Origin of the sequence: Mesorhizobium sp. Ca11, from assembly GCF_020165275.1 — a bacterium.
In the GTDB taxonomy this organism is placed as follows: Bacteria; Pseudomonadota; Alphaproteobacteria; order Rhizobiales; family Rhizobiaceae; genus Mesorhizobium.
The window spans coordinates 80,582-97,987 of sequence record NZ_JAIUHU010000012.1 but is presented as its reverse complement, the minus strand read 5'-3'; the positions used below and the strand labels follow the sequence as shown (position 1 = coordinate 97,987).

At 63.0% G+C, this 17,406-nt stretch carries 15 protein-coding genes, 1 other RNA gene and 1 pseudogene; 4 read left to right on the top strand and 13 right to left on the bottom strand.

Translation table 11 applies throughout. The features are described from left to right. Positions 1–131: 131 nt before the first annotated feature. Positions 132–287: non-coding RNA, 6S RNA (ssrS, locus tag LB538_RS21050), on the bottom strand. Between the two features lie 161 nt (positions 288–448). Here ssrS and LB538_RS21045 point away from each other — a divergent pair. From LB538_RS21045 to msrB, 4 genes are all read left to right on the top strand, one after another. After that, positions 449–1,288 (top strand): AAA family ATPase, encoded by an 840-nt coding sequence (locus LB538_RS21045; RefSeq protein WP_095767244.1) that lies wholly within the window; start codon positions 449–451, stop codon positions 1,286–1,288. Between the two features lie 77 nt (positions 1,289–1,365). Further along, positions 1,366–1,812 (top strand): GNAT family N-acetyltransferase, encoded by a 447-nt coding sequence (locus LB538_RS21040; RefSeq protein ID WP_140841738.1) that lies wholly within the window; start codon positions 1,366–1,368, stop codon positions 1,810–1,812. Between the two features lie 7 nt (positions 1,813–1,819). After that, a complete protein-coding gene (locus tag LB538_RS21035) occupies positions 1,820–3,010 on the top strand; it encodes a vWA domain-containing protein (RefSeq protein WP_224528119.1) in 1,191 nt (396 codons plus the stop codon). A 93-nt stretch (positions 3,011–3,103) separates the two neighbouring features. Further along, positions 3,104–3,508 carry a peptide-methionine (R)-S-oxide reductase MsrB gene (gene msrB, locus LB538_RS21030; RefSeq protein WP_224528136.1) on the top strand — a complete coding sequence of 135 codons (405 nt, stop codon included), beginning with the start codon at positions 3,104–3,106 and terminating at the stop codon, positions 3,506–3,508. A gap of 62 nt (positions 3,509–3,570) precedes the next feature. Here the strand turns inward: msrB and LB538_RS21025 are convergent, their stop codons facing one another. From LB538_RS21025 to LB538_RS20970, 12 genes and pseudogenes are all read right to left on the bottom strand, one after another. Continuing rightward, positions 3,571–3,867 carry a hypothetical protein gene (locus tag LB538_RS21025; RefSeq protein WP_095767241.1) on the bottom strand — a complete coding sequence of 99 codons (297 nt, stop codon included), beginning with the start codon at positions 3,865–3,867 and terminating at the stop codon, positions 3,571–3,573. A 10-nt stretch (positions 3,868–3,877) separates the two neighbouring features. After that, positions 3,878–4,318, bottom strand: a complete 441-nt coding sequence (locus LB538_RS21020) for a hypothetical protein (protein ID WP_140841746.1) — start codon at positions 4,316–4,318, stop codon at positions 3,878–3,880. Between the two features lie 22 nt (positions 4,319–4,340). Next, on the bottom strand, positions 4,341–4,601 hold the full coding sequence (locus LB538_RS21015) for a DUF2312 domain-containing protein (RefSeq protein ID WP_095767239.1): 261 nt from the start codon (positions 4,599–4,601) through the stop codon (positions 4,341–4,343). Positions 4,602–4,869: 268 nt separating this feature from the next. Beyond that, a complete protein-coding gene (gene pyc, locus LB538_RS21010; RefSeq protein ID WP_224528138.1) occupies positions 4,870–8,328 on the bottom strand; it encodes a pyruvate carboxylase in 3,459 nt (1,152 codons plus the stop codon). A gap of 270 nt (positions 8,329–8,598) precedes the next feature. Then, complete coding sequence (locus LB538_RS21005; RefSeq protein WP_095767237.1) at positions 8,599–9,714, bottom strand: branched-chain amino acid ABC transporter substrate-binding protein; 1,116 nt, start codon at positions 9,712–9,714, stop codon at positions 8,599–8,601. Positions 9,715–9,850: 136 nt separating this feature from the next. After that, entirely contained in the window at positions 9,851–10,198 is a 348-nt protein-coding gene (locus tag LB538_RS21000) for a DUF6867 family protein (RefSeq protein WP_095767236.1), read from the bottom strand. 117 nt (positions 10,199–10,315) lie between these two features. Then, positions 10,316–11,044, bottom strand: a complete 729-nt coding sequence (locus tag LB538_RS20995) for an ABC transporter ATP-binding protein (RefSeq protein WP_224528140.1) — start codon at positions 11,042–11,044, stop codon at positions 10,316–10,318. A 26-nt stretch (positions 11,045–11,070) separates the two neighbouring features. Next, a pseudogene (locus tag LB538_RS20990) lies at positions 11,071–12,231 on the bottom strand (ATP-binding cassette domain-containing protein); the annotation flags it as partial. Next, positions 12,231–13,826 carry a high-affinity branched-chain amino acid ABC transporter permease LivM gene (gene livM / locus LB538_RS20985; RefSeq protein ID WP_095767233.1) on the bottom strand — a complete coding sequence of 532 codons (1,596 nt, stop codon included), beginning with the start codon at positions 13,824–13,826 and terminating at the stop codon, positions 12,231–12,233. The gene livM and the pseudogene LB538_RS20990, both read right to left, overlap by 1 nt. 5 nt (positions 13,827–13,831) lie before the next feature. Then, entirely contained in the window at positions 13,832–14,734 is a 903-nt protein-coding gene (locus tag LB538_RS20980; RefSeq protein WP_224528143.1) for a branched-chain amino acid ABC transporter permease, read from the bottom strand. A 339-nt stretch (positions 14,735–15,073) separates the two neighbouring features. Continuing rightward, the gene (locus LB538_RS20975; protein ID WP_224528146.1) at positions 15,074–16,075 is read right to left on the bottom strand and encodes a 4-hydroxyproline epimerase; all 1,002 of its coding nucleotides are present in this window, start codon (positions 16,073–16,075) and stop codon (positions 15,074–15,076) included. A 13-nt stretch (positions 16,076–16,088) separates the two neighbouring features. Beyond that, positions 16,089–17,399, bottom strand: a complete 1,311-nt coding sequence (locus LB538_RS20970) for an NAD(P)/FAD-dependent oxidoreductase (RefSeq protein WP_224528149.1) — start codon at positions 17,397–17,399, stop codon at positions 16,089–16,091. Between the last annotated feature and the right edge of the window lie 7 nt (positions 17,400–17,406).

The following is a 17,406-nucleotide window of genomic DNA, read 5'->3' as shown; positions in this document are numbered from 1 at the left end:
GCTAGAAAGGGTCAGATTTGGATGGAGATTTAGGAGCGACGCTTTCTAGCGCAATTCCAGCAAAGTGCGCCGCGGTTTTCCTGGAATGCGTCAAACAGAGAGAAGACGCTTGTCTCCCGAAAACAGGAGAGCGACGATCCACGCAACCGGTGGAGAGGTCGATCCCGGGTGCCTACAAAGTAGGTGGGCGCCGTGTGAGAAAACCCACGGGTCTTCCCAGGGACAGCTCCCTAAGGATCGATAAGGCCCCGGGGATAAGTTTCTCCTGCCGGGAAGCGCAGACCGCCGTCGACAAATATAGGCCGATGATTAGCCGTGCGCCAGAGAAACGGGTCACCATTTGCGCATAATTCGTCTTGCGGACCGTCCCGATGGGAAGCTGTCCGGCAACCGCCCTTGCGCGGCCCGTCCAGCCTCCTTACGGTCCGCCGCACGGACAGGAGAAAAGATGCGTTTCGAAGGCACTGCGGCCTATGTCGCCGACAAGGATCTGATGGTTGCGGTCAATGCCGCGATCGCGCTGGAGCGGCCCTTGCTGGTCAAGGGCGAGCCCGGCACCGGCAAGACCGAGCTTGCCCGCCAGGTGGCTTCGGCGCTCGGGCTGGAGTTCATCGAATGGAACGTCAAATCGACCACCAAGGCGCAACAGGGCCTCTACGAATATGACGCCGTCTCGCGGCTGCGCGACAGCCAACTCGGCGACGAGCGCTTCAACGACATCGCCAATTACATCAAGCGCGGCAAGCTGTGGGATGCCTTCGCTGCGCAGAAAAAAGTCGTGCTTTTGATCGACGAAATCGACAAGGCCGACATCGAATTCCCCAACGACCTCCTGCAGGAGCTCGATCGGATGGAGTTCTTCGTCTACGAGACCGGCGAGACGATCCGCGCCGAGTTCCGGCCCATCGTCATCATCACCTCGAACAATGAGAAGGAACTGCCGGACGCCTTCCTGCGCCGCTGCTTCTTCCACTATATCCGCTTCCCCGACATCGACACGCTGCACCGGATCGTCGAGGTGCATTACCCCGGCATCAAGCAGAATTTGGTGCGGGCGGCACTGAGCCAGTTCTACGAGATCCGCGATGTGCCGGGCCTGAAGAAGAAGCCGTCGACCTCCGAAGCGCTCGACTGGATCCGCCTGCTGGTCGCCGACGACATCGCGCCCGAGGACCTGCGCGCCGATCCCAAGAACATGCTGCCGAAGCTGCACGGCGCGCTGCTCAAGAACGAGCAGGACGTGCACCTGTTCGAGCGGCTGGCCTTCATGGCCAGACGGCAGCAATAGCGCTTTCCCCGTCCGTGGACCGTTGCCGGCAATCGGTCGCTGCCGCAGCTTCAGACCAAAGCACTGGAGGAGAAAAGATGTCCGAGATCGCCATTCGCCCGTTCGTGCAGTCCGACCACGCCGACTGGCGGCGCTTGTGGACTGCCTACCTCACCTTCTACGAGACCAAGCTGCCGGACGAGGTCTACGACGTCACCTGGAAGCGTTTGTTCACGGCAGGCGAATTCGAGCCGAAAGGTTTCATCGCCACGTTCGACGGCAAGGCGGTTGGGCTGACCCACTACCTCTACCATCGCTCCTGCTGGTCACTGGTCAACAACTGCTACCTGCAGGATCTGTTCGCCGATCCGGAGGTGCGCGGCAAAGGCGTGGGCGCGGCGCTGATCAAAGCGGTGCGGGACGAGGCCGGCAAGATCGGCGTCAAGAATGTCTACTGGATGACGCACGAGACCAACGCCACGGCGCGCCGGCTCTACGACCATGTGGCAAGGCGAACCGGATTCATCGAGTACGATTTGCTATAAGGGACTGATGTTCATCCCCTTCTTCCTAGAACTGAAGGCCGCGCGGGTTCCTGTTTCGCTCAGGGAATATCTGTCGCTGCTGGAAGGGCTGGAGGCCGGGCTGGTCGACTATGACGTCGAGGCTTTCTACTACCTCGCGCGCTCGGCCCTGGTGAAGGATGAGCGTCATATCGATCGTTTCGACCAGGTCTTCGCGCATGTCTTCAAGGGTGTCGAGGCGCTCGGCGGCCCGAATGCCGTCGATGTCGTCAACATCCCCGAGGAATGGCTGCGCCGTTTGGCGGAAAAGCACCTGACCGAGGAGGAAAAGAAGCTGGTCGAAGCGCTGGGCGGTTTCGACAAGCTGATGGAGACCTTGAAGCAGCGCCTCGAGGAGCAAAAGGGGCGCCACCAGGGCGGTTCGAAATGGATCGGCACCGGCGGCACCTCGCCCTTCGGCGCCTATGGCTACAACCCCGAAGGGGTTCGCATCGGCCAGCATGACAGCCGGCATCGCCGCGCGGTGAAGGTCTGGGACAAGCGCGAATTCCGGAACTTCGACGACACCGTCGAGCTCGGCACCCGCAACATCAAGGTGGCACTGAAGCGGCTGCGCCGCTGGGTGCGCGAGGGCGCCGAGGAAGAGTTCGACCTGCCCGGCACTATCCACGCCACCGCCGAGCATGGCTATCTCGACGTCAAGACGCGGCCCGAGCGGCGCAATGCCGTGAAGCTTCTGATGTTCTTCGATGTCGGCGGCTCAATGGATGACCATATACGCGGCGTCGAGGAACTGTTTTCCGCCGCGCGCGCCGAGTTCCGCCAGCTCGAATATTTCTACTTCCACAATTGCCTTTACGAGCGCGTCTGGAAGGACAATCGCCGGCGGCTGGCCGAGACAATCCCGACCTTCGACCTCATTCACAAATACGGGCCGGACTACAAGGTGATCGTTGTCGGCGACGCCTCGATGAGCCCTTACGAGATTGCCCATCCGGGCGGCTCGGTCGAGCACTGGAATCCGGAGGCCGGAAGCGTGTGGCTGGCCCGCCTGCTGCAGCAATGGCCGAACGCGATATGGCTCAATCCCGAAGCTGAGAAGAACTGGCGCTACACGCACTCGATCCAGTTGATCGGCGACATCTTCGGCGGCCGCATGTTCCCGCTGACATTGGCCGGGCTTGAAGCTGCGACCAGGCAGTTGTCGCGCAAGCACTAGCTCGCTTTCGCTGGCGGCATTTGTAACAGATGCCTATGTTTGTGCGAATAACCGTTGCAAGCAACAACGAGCCGCCAAGGCCGAGGAGATTTCATGGACACTCACGCCTATCCCGTCACCCGCACCGATGCCGAGTGGCGCGCCCGGCTGACCCCGGAGCAATATGCCGTGATGCGCAACCACGGCACCGAGCGCCCCGGCAGTTGCGCCCTACTCTACGAAAAGCGCGCCGGCACCTTCTATTGCGTCGGCTGCGACCAGCCGCTGTTCGAATCCAAGCTGAAGTTCGAGAGCGGCACCGGCTGGCCGAGCTTCAACGATCCGGTCCCGGGCTCGATCGAGACCACCGTCGACCGCAGCTACGGCATGGTCCGCACCGAATGCCATTGCGCCCGCTGCGGCAGCCATCTCGGCCATGTCTTCGAGGACGGCCCGCCGCCGACCGGCCTGCGCTACTGCATCAATGGCGTGGCGCTGCGCTTCGAGCCTGCGGTCTGATCTGGGCTTCCAGTCTTCGCAAAGGGCGGCCCCGGCCGCCCTTTTTCATGCTCCATCCGGCTCTACACAACGACCGTTGTGATCAGCCAGAGCGCGGAACCGAGCATCATCAGCTGCGCCTTGAAGCCCCCGGCCTTCTCCGCGGTCCGCCAGACAGCGACCGTCAGGAAAATGGTGTAGGGGACGGGGAGGAAATGCACCGCCAGCACCAGCCAGAGCGGCAGCTTCAACCCGAGCAGGACCAGCGCCAGCGCCGAAGAGGCGATGCTCAGAATGGTACCGACCAGCAGCATATCGCGCCAGAACAGCCGATCGAGCGGAACCTGGCCTCTCCAGCGCGAACGGAAAAAATCCCTCATCGCCCGCGACCTATCGCTGCCCGAGAATTTCGGTCACGGCTTCTTCGAAGCGTGAGCATTCCCGCACCAGCCAGTCGCTCATGGCCGGCCAATTGTCCTCGGCGTAGCAGTTCACCCGCCACATCGAGTTGATGCCGAGACCTTCGCAGCTCTGCTCGGGCCTGAGCTTCAGCCTGGCCTCGATCGCCGGCTGGAACGGCTTCAACCGCGACCAGGACTCCGTGGCGCCGAACTTCTCGTTGCGCCCGAAGAAGACGCCGACATGGTTCTGCGCCGGCGCGACATACATCGAAAGAACCAAAGCGAAATCCGGCAGCCCGCGCTGCCAGAACCATGGCCCGCGCCGAGCGAGCCTTTGCCTTTCTTGCGGGTGCCGTTCGGCGAACAGCGCCCAGAAGCCGCGATGGCGGAACTCCGAGGCGCGACGGCCGCCGAAGTCGAATTCGTTCATGGCCGGTCTCCGGCCATGAGGCTTACGCCATGCCGAGAGCGGCCTTGTAGAGATCGAGGATGGACTCCTCTTCCTGGCGCTCGGCCTGATCCTTCTTGCGCAACCGCACGATGGTGCGGATCGCCTTGGTGTCGAAGCCAGTGCCCTTGGCTTCGGCATAGACATCCTTGATGTCGTCGGAGATCGTCTTCTTCTCTTCCTCGAGCCGCTCGATACGCTCGATGATGGTGCGCAGCTGGCCGGCGGCTACAGTCTGGCTGGTCTCGGTGATTTCGTCGGCCATTTTTCTCTCCGCGTCTTCTGGAGCAGTGGCGATTCCCGCCACGGCAAATTGGAGCGGGTTCCCTGCCCGAGCGGGCGCGGCGGGTCAAGACACTTGTCGAGCGCCTGTGGACGGCTGCGCACATCCAAAGGTGTGCCGAGATTCAGGTCAGGCCGAGTCGAAAACGATGGATTCCGAGAACCGGAGCGGAGCGTACTTAAGGACGTGAGCACCGGAAGCGCAGGAAGCCGGCGTTTGCAGGCCGGCCTCACCTGAATATCGGCACACCTTATTTGAATGCGATCAACAGATCCTTCGCGTCGATCTGATCGCCGGCCTTCACCAGCACCTCGGCGATCTCGCCGTCGCGTTCGGCATGCAGCGCGGTTTCCATCTTCATGGCCTCGATCGACAAGAGCACGTCGCCCGCCTTGACCGCCTGTCCGGCCGCCACGGCAAGCGCCGACACGACGCCGGGCATCGGCGCGCCGACATGCCCCTCATTGCCGGGCTCGGCCTTGCGGCGCGCCTTGGCGGCGGAAGCGCCATGCGCCCTGTCCGGCACCTTGACGCGGCGCGGCTGGCCGTTGAGCTCGAAGAACACGGTGACCATGCCCTTGTCGTCGACTTCGCCGAACGCCTGGCAGCGAACCACCAGCGTCTTGCCCTTCTCGATATCGAGGAAGATCTCGTCTTCCGGCTTCATGCCGTAGAAATAGGTCGGCGTTGGCAGCACGCTCACCGGCCCGTAGGTCTCCTGCGCCGCGGCGAAATCAGTGAACACCTTCGGGTACATCAGCCAGGAGGCGAATTCATACTCCGAGAGCTTGCGGTCGAGCTTGCCCTCGATGTCCTTGCGGCTAGCCTTGAGGTCGGCTGCTTTTAGCAGCGAGCCGGGCCGCACGGTGATCGGCTTTTCGCCCTTCAGCGCCTTCTTCTGCAGCGCCGCCGGCCAACCGCCGGGCGACTGGCCGAGATCGCCACGCAGCATCGACACGACCGAATCGGGGAAGGCGATGTCCTTGGCCGGGTTCTCGACATCGGCGACGGTGAGATCCTGGCTGACCATCATCAGCGCCATGTCGCCGACCACCTTGGACGAGGGCGTCACCTTGACGATGTCGCCGAACATCAGGTTGACGTCGTGATAGGCCTGCGCCACCTCATGCCAGCGCGTCTCGAGCCCGAGCGAGCGCGCCTGTTCCTTGAGGTTGGTGAACTGGCCGCCCGGCATCTCGTGCAGGTAGACCTCCGAGGCAGGTCCCTTGAGATCGCTCTCGAAGGCTGCGTACTGGTTGCGCACCGCTTCCCAGTAGAAGGAAATGCGGCGGATCCATTGCGGATCGAGACCGGGGTCGCGCTCGGTGCCCTTCAGTGCCTCGACGATCGAGCCGAGGCAGGGCTGCGAGGTGTTGCCGGAGAAGGAATCCATCGCTGCGTCGATAGCGTCGGCGCCGCTCTCCACCGCTGCCAGCACCGTCGCCGCCGACAGCCCTGACGTGTCGTGCGTGTGGAAATGGATCGGCAGGTCGGTCGCCTCGCGCAGCGCCTTGAACAGCACGCGCGCCGCGGCCGGCTTCAACAGGCCGGCCATGTCCTTGACGGCGATGATATGCGCGCCGGCCGCCTCCAGCTCCTTGGCCAGCCCGACATAGTATTTCAAATCGTACTTCGCCCGCGCCGGATCGAGGATGTCGCCGGTGTAGCACATCGCCGCTTCGACCAGCTTGCCCTCGGCGCCGACCGCATCCATGGCGACGCGCATGTTCTCGACCCAGTTAAGGCAGTCGAAGACGCGGAACAGATCGACACCGCCGGCTGCCGCTTGGGCGACGAAATGCTGGACGACATTATCGGGATAGTTGGTGTAGCCGACGCCGTTGGCGCCGCGCAGAAGCATCTGCAGCAGAAGATTGGGCGCGGCCTCGCGCACTTTGCTCAGACGCTCCCACGGGTCCTCGGTGAGGAAGCGCATGGCGACGTCGAAGGTCGCGCCGCCCCAGCATTCCAGCGAGAGCAATTGCGGCAGCGCCCGCGCATAGGTGCCGGCGATGCCGGCGATGTCATAGGTGCGCATGCGCGTGGCGAGCAGCGACTGGTGGCCGTCGCGCATCGTCGTATCGGTGACCAGCACCTGGCGCTCCCCGCGCATCCAGGCCGCGAATTTCTCGGGGCCAAGCGCATCGAGCCTCTGCTTGCTGCCGTCCGGAACATGGCCGTTGAGATAGGGCACCACGGGTGCGGCCGCATTCGCCTTCGGCATTGGCCGCCCGCGCGTCTCGGGGTGGCCGTTGACGCTGACATCGGCCAGGTAGTTGAGCAGCTTGGTGGCGCGGTCCTGCCGCTTCACCTGCTCGAACAGCTCCGGCGTCGTGTCGATGAACCTCGTCGTGTAGGAATTGTCGGCGAAGCGCGGGTGGTTGATGATCGCTTCGAGGAAGGTGAGGTTGGTCGCGACGCCGCGGATGCGGAACTCGCGCAGCGCCCGGTTCATGCGCGAGATCGCCTCGCCGGGCGTCGGCGCCCAGGCCGTCACCTTTTCGAGCAGCGGATCGTAGAAGCGGGTGATGACCGCGCCCGAATAGGCGGTGCCGCCGTCGAGCCGGATGCCGAAGCCGGCCGCCTCGCGATAGGCGGTGATGCGGCCATAATCCGGAATGAAATTGTGCTCCGGATCCTCGGTGGTGATGCGGCACTGCAGCGCGTGGCCGTTCAGCCTGATGTCCTTCTGCGCCGGCACGCCCGATTGCTTCGTGCCGATGGCGAAGCCATCGAGGATGTGGATCTGCGCCTTGACGATGTCGATGCCGGTCACCTGCTCGGTAACGGTGTGCTCGACCTGGATGCGCGGATTGACCTCGATGAAATAGAACTTGCCGGTGTCGGCGTCCTGCAGAAACTCGACCGTGCCGGCGCCGATATAGCTGGTCTCGCGCGCGATCTTGAGCGCATAGCCGCAAAGCTCCTGGCGCAGCTCCTCGCTGAGATAGGGGGCCGGCGCACGCTCCACGACCTTCTGGTTGCGGCGCTGGATCGAGCAGTCGCGCTCGAACAGATGCACGGCATTGCCATGCGTGTCGCCCAGCACCTGCACCTCGACATGGCGGGCGCGCTCGATCAGCTTTTCGAGATAGACCTCGTCCTTGCCGAAGGCGGCTTTGGCCTCGCGCTTGCCTTCCATCACCTCGCGCGCGAGGTCGGCCTCGGCGCGGATGGCGCGCATGCCCCGGCCGCCGCCGCCCCACGAGGCCTTGAGCATCACCGGATAGCCTATTTGCGCGGCGAGCTTCTTGACCTCGTCCATGTCGTCCGGCAGCGGATCGGTTGCCGGGACGACCGGGACGCCGACTTCAATCGCCAGGTTGCGCGCGGCGACCTTGTTGCCGAGCCGGCGCATCGTTTCCGGCTTCGGGCCGATGAAGGTGACGCCTGCCTCGGCGCAGGCCTCGGCGAATTCCGGACTTTCCGACAGCAGGCCGTAGCCGGGATGGATGGCGTCGGCGCCCGACAGCCTGGCGACCCGGATCACCTCCTCGATCGACAGGTAGCTCTCGATCGGCCCCATGTCCTTGGCCAGATGCGGTCCGCGGCCGACCTGATAGCTCTCGTCGGCTTTGAAGCGGTGCAGCGAATATTTGTCCTCCTCCGCCCAGATCGCCACGGTTTTGAGGCCGAGCTCGTTGGCCGCGCGGAACACGCGGATGGCGATTTCGGACCGGTTGGCGACGAGGATCTTCGTGATGGCCAAGGAGTAGGCTCCAGCAGCGGAAGGGAGATGAACCGGCGCAATGATTAACGTGAAAATGCTGCAGCGCAAACAAATTTGCGCGACAGCTAAAACGATTTAAGTCGCCTGTTTGCGCCAAATCGTCATTGCTGTTCTTCGAACACAGATCATGGGTGGTGGACGGGTATGGCCCGAGGCGCGGCGCGGAGCTTCCGGTTGGCCTCGCCCGCAAACGAAAATGCCCGGCGCGAGCGCCGGGCATCCCCGAAAAGTCGGCTTGAGTTTGCCGGCTTATTTCTCGAAGTAGCTGTACTTGCCGTCGTCGCCCTTCTTCCATTCATAGATGACATAGTCAGGACGGGTGATGTCGCCCTTGCTGTCGTAGCCGATGTCACCGATGGCGGTCTTCCAGGTGTTGGCCCTGATCGTCTCCGCAACCTTCTGCGCGTCGTCAGCCGAGCCGGTCTTGGCGATGGCCTGGGCGATGATCTGCACCGCGGCATAGGAGTAGAGCGTGTAGGCTTCCGGCTCGAAGCCGTTGGCGCGGAACTTCTCGACCACTTCCTTGGCGGCCGGATTCTTGCGCGGATCCGGAGCGAAGGTATTGAGCGTGCCGGCAACGGCGTCGCCCGCGATCGAGGCCAATTCGTTGGAGACGATGCCGTCGCCCGAGAACAGCGGCGCCTTCAGGCCCTGATCGGCCGACTGACGGATGATCAGGCCGGCTTCGGTGTGCAGGCCGCCCCAGTAGATGAGCGTGACGCCGTTTTCCTTCATCTTGGCGATGAGGGCCGAGAAGTCCTTGTCGCCGACATTCACGCCTTCGTACAACACTTCCGTGATGCCGTTGGCGTTGAGGTTCTTCTTGGTCTCGTCGGCGAGGCCCTGACCATAAGGCGTCTTGTCGTGGATGATGGCGATCTTGGCATCCTTAAAGTTCTTGGCAATGTAGTCGCCAGCCACCTTGCCCTGCTGGTCGTCACGACCGCAGGTGCGGAAGGTGTTCCACATGCCGCGCTCGGTGAACTTCGGGTTGGTCGCGGCCGGCGTGATCTCGAGCATGCCGTTTTCCTGGTAGACTTCCGAGGCTGGGATCGACACGCCGGAGTTGAAGTGGCCGTCGACGAACTTGACGCCGTCGGCGACGAACTTGTTGGCGACCGAGATGCCCTGCTTGGGATCGGAGACATCGTCACCGATCTCGAGCTTGAGCTGCTGGCCGAGGATGCCGCCCGCCGCATTGATGTCGGCGACCGCCTGTTCCGCGCCCTTCTGCAACTGCGCGCCGAAGGCGGCGTTCGGGCCGGTGATCGGACCGGCGACGCCGATCAGGATGTCGGCCCACGCGCTGCCGCTGAACGCGACGAACGCGGTCAGCGCCACGGCGGACAAAAGTGATTTTTTCATTGAAACGCTCCCATTTACGGAGTGGGCGTGGATGATACTTTCATGCGATGCCCACCCTTATCGCAGAAAGCATAGAATGCCGATTTTCAGGCACTTGTCACGCCGATTCATCCCCGAAACGGCGTAATGGTGAACGTCAACCTTTCGGTTTCCAGCTTAACAAGGAAGCTCTTTCATAGAGCCAGTTATACTGCGTGACCATTTGGTTGGTGCGCGTGTATTGATAGCCGAGGAAGCCCAGTATCATCAGGACGATGGTGTCGACGATATAGTAATGCAGCGAGAACATCGTGCCGCCGAACAAGGCGTGATGGATGAACCTGACGCCGATACCGAGACCGAGCAGGAAGAAAAACAGCCGCAGATACGTGCTCCAGGTCTGAGCCGCCGCTTTGCCTGTCATCCATGCCGCCCCGCCGCCAAGCAGGCCTGTGACGAACAGAAACTGCCAGATCGAGGCTTCTTCGTAGATAATGCCCTGCATGATTGATGTCCCCAGATCTTAGCATGATCCCGAAAAGTTGCAGACTTTTCGGAGAAGATCATGCTTCAAGAACAAAACCTTAGAGCGAGATGGCGATCCTGGGAAAGTCATCGCGCTCTAATGATGTCCGCCTTCGAGATAGGCGGCGCGCACTTCCGGATTGGCGAGCAATTCCTTGCCGGTGCCGCTCATCGTCACATTGCCGTTGACCATGACATAACCGCGCGTGGCCAGCTTGAGCGCGCCGAAGGCGTTCTGCTCGACCAGGAACACGGTCAGCCCCTGCGTCTTGTTGAGCTCGCGGATGGCGTCGAAGATCTGCTTGACGATCAGCGGAGCGAGGCCCAGCGAGGGCTCGTCCAGCAACAAAAGCTTCGGCCGCGCCATCAGCGCGCGCCCGATCGACAGCATCTGCTGCTCGCCGCCCGACAGCGTGCCGCCGCGCTGGGCGATGCGCTCTTTCAGCCGCGGGAACAGCGTGAACACCCTCTCGACGTCCTCGTCATAATGCTTGAGGTTGTCGAGGCTGGCGCCCATCTGCAGATTTTCCATCACCGTCATGCGCGGAAAGATGCGTCTGCCTTCCGGGGATTGCGCGATGCGCAGGCGTGCGATCTCATGCGTCGGCATCTTGGTGATGTCGGTGCCGGCGAAGGTGATGGTTCCGGTGCGGGCGCGCGGCGCGCCGAAGATGGTCATCATCAGCGTCGACTTGCCGGCGCCGTTGGCACCGATCAGTGCCACGATCTCACCCTGGTCGACGCTGACATCGACGCCGTTCAGCGCCCGGATGTTGCCGTAGTAAGTCTCGACACCCTTGATGTCGAGCAGCGTTGTGCCGGCCATTATTTACGCCCTCCACGCTTGCCAGGTGCGGGCTTGGCCGCTGCGTCCTTGCCCTTCGAAGCGCTGTCGGCCTTCGCGGCCGGAGCCCCGGCGGTTGTTTTCTTCGGCGCGGCCTTCCCAGTGCTCCGCTTCGCGGCCGGCTTGGCTGTAGGCTTGCTGGCTATCGACGCAGCGCGCGCGTCGACTTGCGCCGCCTTCGAGGCGCCCTTCGAGACCGTGACCCGCTCGCCCTCATTCCCATGTTCGACCGAATCGGAAACCGGCCCCGCCATCATCGAGGCGGAATTTCCCGGCCCATGCGCGGAATCGGGGCCGGTATCTAGCTGCTCGATCACGTCCTCATCGCCGACCTCGGTCAGCACCGTCTCGACCTCCTCGTCGTCGACGCCGAGATAGGCAGCGATGACGCGCGGATCGGTGCGGACCGACGCCGGATTGCCGTCGGAGATCTTGCGGCCGTATTCGAGCACGACGACATGGTCGGAGATCTGCATCACCACCGACATGTCGTGCTCGATGAGCAGGATCGACGTGCCGGTGCTCTTGATGCCCATCAACAGCTCGTTGAGCGCCGCAGATTCCTTCGGATTGAGGCCGGCGGCCGGTTCGTCGAGGCACAGGAGCTCCGGCCCCGTGCACATGGCGCGCGCGATTTCCAGGCGCCGCTGCGCGCCATAGGGCAGGTCGCCGGCCGGATCGTCGGCGCGATCGACAAGATCGGCCTTCTCCAGCCAGTGCCTGGCGAGCTCGATCGACTCGGCCGAGGCCTGGCGATAGCTCGGAAAGCCGAACAGGCCGAGGAGAGTATAGCCCGAAGCCTTCATCAGCTTGTTGTGCTGCGCGACCAGGAGGTTCTCCAGCAGCGTCATGCCCGAGAACAGGCGGATGTTCTGGAAGGTGCGCGCCACCTTGGCGCGGGCCGGGATCTCGTGGTTGGGCAGGCGCTCGAGCAGATAGGTCGAGCCGTCCCCCCGGTTCAGCGTGATCATGCCTTCAGACGGCTTGTAGAAGCCGGTGATGCAGTTGAACACCGTGGTCTTGCCGGCGCCGTTCGGGCCGATCAGCGCGGTGATCTCGCCGCGCCTGGCCTGGAACGACAGGTCGCCAATGGCGACTAGGCCGCCGAACCTCATCGACAAATGCTCGACCTGCAGGATGAAATCGTTCGAGGAAGGGGTCGCGTTCATCAGCCGTGCCCCTCCTTGGTGAAGGAGCTTGAAACCGCTCTTCGCTCCTTCAGGAAGGCCGTCGGCTCGCGGCTGCCGACGAAGCCGCGCGGCTTCCACAGCATGACGATGACCATGGCCATGCCGAAAAGCAGCATGCGGTAGAGTTCAGGCGTGAAATCGGGACCGAAGACCCGCTTCAGGAAGTCGAGCTCCCGCAACGCTTCGGTGCCGCCGATCATCACCAGCGCCGCTACGGCGATGCCGACCAGCGAACCCATGCCGCCGAGCACGACGATGGCGAGGACAATCGCCGATTCCAGGAAGACGAAGGATTCGGGGCTGACGAAACCTTGCCTTGCGGCGAAGAACGAGCCGGCGAAGCCGCCAAACATGGCGCCGGTGGCGAACGCCGTCAGCTTGGTGGTGGTGGTGTTGATGCCGAGCGAGCGACAGGCGATCTCGTCCTCGCGCAGCGCTTCCCACGCCCTGCCGACCGGCAACCGCCGCAGCCTGATGGTAACGAAGGCGGTCAAAAGACAGAGTCCGAGGATCAGATAGTAAAGGAAGATCTTGTAATAGGCGCTCGATGTGGCGATGTGCAGCACCTTGGCGATGTAGTTCGGATCCGAGACGTTGAACGACATCAGGCCGAAGAAGGAGACCTTTGGAATGCCGGAAATGCCGGCCGAACCGTTTGTCACCTCGCGCCAGTTGATCAGGACGAGGCGGATGATCTCGCCAAAGGCAAGGGTGACGATCGCCAGATAGTCGCCGCGCAGCCGCAGCACCGGGAAGCCGAGCATGACGCCCCAGAAGGCGGCCATGCAGCCGGCGGCCGGGAGCAGGATCCAGAACGACAGGCCGAAATGCGTGCCGAGCAGCGCGTAGGCATACGCCCCGACGGCATAGAAGGCGACGTAGCCGAGATCGAGCAGGCCGGCGAGGCCGATGACGATGTTCAGCCCCCAGGCCAGCATCACATAGATCAGGATCTGGATGCCGAAATTGTCGACCCACTTCAAAGAGCCCTGAAACCCTCCCGCTATCGATCCTGTTACCAGCGCAAGCACCAGCACGACGATGATCGGATAGAGCGCCAGCGCGCTGATGCCCAACGCCGAGAAGTGGGCGTGGATGAAGGCCCGGAAATAATACATTACCCAGGCGACGGCATAAATGATCGCCAGCGCCCGCACAAAGCGCGCGTAGCCGGCAAGGTCGGGTCCGAGCAGCCCGTCAAGCGAGCCGGCCAGCACGAACAGCAGGGCTGCGACAACGACCGCGGCTACGAAATAAGGCATCCTGAAGAAGCGTGCCGCCATGGTGTCGGGCAGCAGGCCTGTGTCGATGTCGGCGATCTTCAGGCTGGCCACGAAGGGCTGGCCATAGGCGACATACAGGAAGCGGCCCCCGGCGGTGGCGATGACCACCAGGGCGAGCAGGCCCCAGCGCTGCACCAGAATCAGTTCGTTGGAGATATTCTGGTCGGTCCTGAGACCGATAAACAGCACGAACAGGCCGAGCGCGATGGCGCCTGCATAGAGCGCTTCGCGAAAAGCGCGCTGAACTGGAGTAGCGACGGCGTCGCGCTCCGAAGACACGGTAACGGCCATCAGGATCAGACCTTTTCGACTTCAGGCCGGCCGAGGATGCCGGAGGGCAGGAAGATGAGCACGATCGCCAGGATCGAGAAAGCGGCGACGTCCTTGTAGTCGATCGAGAAATAGGCCGACCACATGCTCTCGATGAAGCCGATGAGCAATCCTCCGAGCACCGCGCCGGGCAGCGAGCCGATGCCGCCAAGCACGGCCGCCGTGAAGGCTTTCACGCCCGGCACGAAGCCGTCCGAGAACACCACGACGCCGTAATACATCAGGAACAGCGTGCCGGCGACGGCGGCGAGAGCTGCGCCCATGATGAAGGTGATGGAGATGGTGCGGTCGACGTCGATACCGAGTAGTGCTGCCATCTTGCGATCTTGCTCGCAGGCGCGTTGCGCCCGCCCGAGCGCTGTCCGGTTGACGAGATACCAGAAAATCGCCAGCAGCACGATGGTGACGATCACGATGAGGATCTGCTTCAGCGAAACGCTCACACCATCAACAGTGTAGACTTGGCTGACCAGCGGCGGGATCGGCTTGTTGCGCGGGCCTTGCGTGACCTGCACGAAATTGGACAACGCGATCGACATGCCGATGGCGGTGATCAGCGGCGCCAGCCGGAACGAGCCGCGCAGCGGCCGGTAGGCCACCTTCTCGATCGTCCAGTTGTAGAGGCTGGTGAGAAGCATGGCGACGATCATCATGATCAGAAGCGCCACCACGACCGGCACCGAATAGAACAACGCGCCAAGGATCAGGAAGACGATGAGGGCGGTGAAGGCGCCGACCATGAAGATATCGCCATGGGCGAAATTGATCATGCCGATGATGCCGTAGACCATCGTGTAGCCGATTGCGATCAGGCCATAGATAGATCCCAGCGTCAGCCCATTGATAAGCTGCTGGACGAAATACTGCATATTTACGCGGCTCCCCTGGAATGTCGCCCGTTTCCGGGTCGCACTCCTTTTCGTATTTCCCCTAGTCGTAAAGTCTCGAGCCCGGATTGCAACGTGATTTTTCAATCGCCGGGCGTGTTTTGGAAGCACGCCGCCCGATTGTCCGTTTTTCGTACCCGGCCCCCTGGACTATCGCGGAACCTATCATTGGCACAACGCAATGTCTTTGACGATTCAGCCCTATAATGCCCACCCGCTCGAAGAAATCGCCGTCAAAATAAGTTGATGAGAAGATTTCTTGCGCGAACAGAGGCTGCCCATGTTGGGCGGCATGCCTTCCGTTGGGTGAGGCTGTGACGCTTATGTGACGACGAATCCATGCGCGAACGGATCGCGGTCGTCGATGAAGATGGTGTTCAGGCCCGTCATCCGTGCCCAGCCGCCGATCGAGGGGATGATCGCCGGCTTACCGGCCACGCTGACCTCCTTTTCGACCCTGCCTTTGAACAGCGAGCCGATGATCGATTCATGCACGAAACTGTCGCCGGCCCTGAGCTTGCCCTTGGCATGGAGCTGCGCCATGCGGGCCGAGGTGCCGGTGCCGCAAGGGCTGCGGTCGATCGCCTTGTCGCCGTAGAAGACGGCGTTGCGCGCGTCGGCCTCGGCATGTTTCGGCTTGCCCGTCCACAGCAGATGCGACAGCCGGTTGATGCCGGGGTTCTCCGGATGCACGAAGGAGTATTTCCCGTTGAGGCGCTGGCGCACAACCGGGCTCCAGGCGATGAGGTCGCCGGCCGAGTGATCGGCCATGTCCCGGTAATTCTTCTGCGGCTCGACGATGGCGTAGAAATTGCCGCCATAAGCGACGTCGACGCTGATCTCGCCGAGCACCGGGCAGTCGACGGTCAATCCTTCGGCATAGAGGAAGGACGGCACGTTGGTGATGCGCACCTCCTCGACATACTCGCCGACCTGTTTGTATTCGGCGATAACCAGGCCGGCCGGCGTGTCGAGCCTGAGCACGCCCGGCGTCTTCGGCTTCACCAACCCGTGCTCGATGGCCATGGTGACGGTGCCGATCGTGCCATGCCCGCACATCGGCAGGCAGCCCGAGGTCTCGATGAACAGGATGGCGATGTCGCAGTCCTCGCGCGTCGGCGGGTAGAGGATCGAGCCCGACATCACGTCATGGCCGCGCGGCTCGAACATCAGTCCGGTGCGGATCCAGTCATATTCGGCGAGAAAATGCGCCCGCCGCTCCATCATGGTCGCGCCCTCGAGCAACGGCCCGCCGCCGGCGACCAGGCGCACCGGATTGCCGCAGGTGTGGCCGTCGATGCAGAAGAAGGATTTTTTGGCCATGATGGACTCTTTTTCAGAAACGCTGCGGACTGAAGGGCGTGAGATCGAGCGGCGGAGTCTGCCCGAGAACGAGATCGCGGATCAAGCGGCCGGTCGCCGCCGACTGGGTCAGGCCGAGATGGCCGTGGCCGAAGGCATAATAGACGTTCGGCGCGCGCGCCGCGCCGATCACCGGCAGGGAATCCGGCAGCGAGGGGCGAAAACCCATCCACTCGCGGCCTCCCGACGGATCAAGCCCGGGCAGGAAACGCTTCGCCTTCTCCAGCATCGCCTTGGAACGGGCGAAATTTGGTGGCCGCTCGATGCCGCCGAGCTCGACGGCGCCGCCGACGCGCAAGCCGGTCTCGAGCGGCGTGATGACGAAGCCATGGCCGGAAAAGATCAGCTGCCGTTTCACGTCGAAGGCCGACACCGGCAGCGTCGTGTTATAGCCGCGCTCGGTTTCAAGCGGGATGCGGTCGCCGATATCCCTTGCCAGGAGATGAGACCAGGCGCCCGCGGCGATCAGAAGCGTCTTTGCCGCGCGCCTGCTGCCGTCGGCCAGAACGATCGTGGGGCCCTTTGCATCCTCTTCTATGCGCGCGACCCGCGCATGCTCGAAACGGGCGCCGAGCTTTTCCGCATAGGCCCAGATCGCCTTGCCGAGCAGCTTCGGGTCGGCGACCGTCTTCCAGCCCGGCACGAAGGTGCCCTTGACGAAGCGCGGCGAAAGACCCGGTTGAAGCGCCGCCATCTCTTCGCCCTCGACGTGGCGAAAGCCGATGCCGAAACGCTCGCGCTCGGCCCAGCCGGGCAGCGAGGCGCGGAACTCCGCCTCGCTCTCATAAAATTCCAGCGACCCATCCTCGCGCAGCATCGGCCGCGAGCCGGAGCGATCGAGCAGCTCCATCCATTCGGCTTGGGCGAGCTTCATCATGCCCGCCTGCGCCGCCAGACTCGCTTCGTAGTGCCTGGCGGCGCCCGCCCGCCAGAAGCGGATCAGCCAGGGCAGAAGTTTCGGCAGATAGGCCGGCGGGATGGCCAAAGGCCCGAGCGGGTCGGCGAGCCACTTCGGCAATTGCCGTATCATGCCTTTATGCGCCAGCGGCAGCACATCGGAGAAGGCGAAGGCGGCGGCATTGCCGGAGCTCGTCTCCTCGCAGATGCCGGTGCGGTCGAAGACGGTGACGCTGCGCCCCGCTTCCGAGAGCAGGGTTGCAGCGCAGATGCCGATGATGCCGCCGCCAATGATGGCGATGTCGTCCGCTTCTCCCCGTGCACCGGCAGAAGATGCCCCGGTGGCTGAGCGCCGCTCCTGTTCCCAGGATTTGGAATTTCGTTGCACGTCAGGG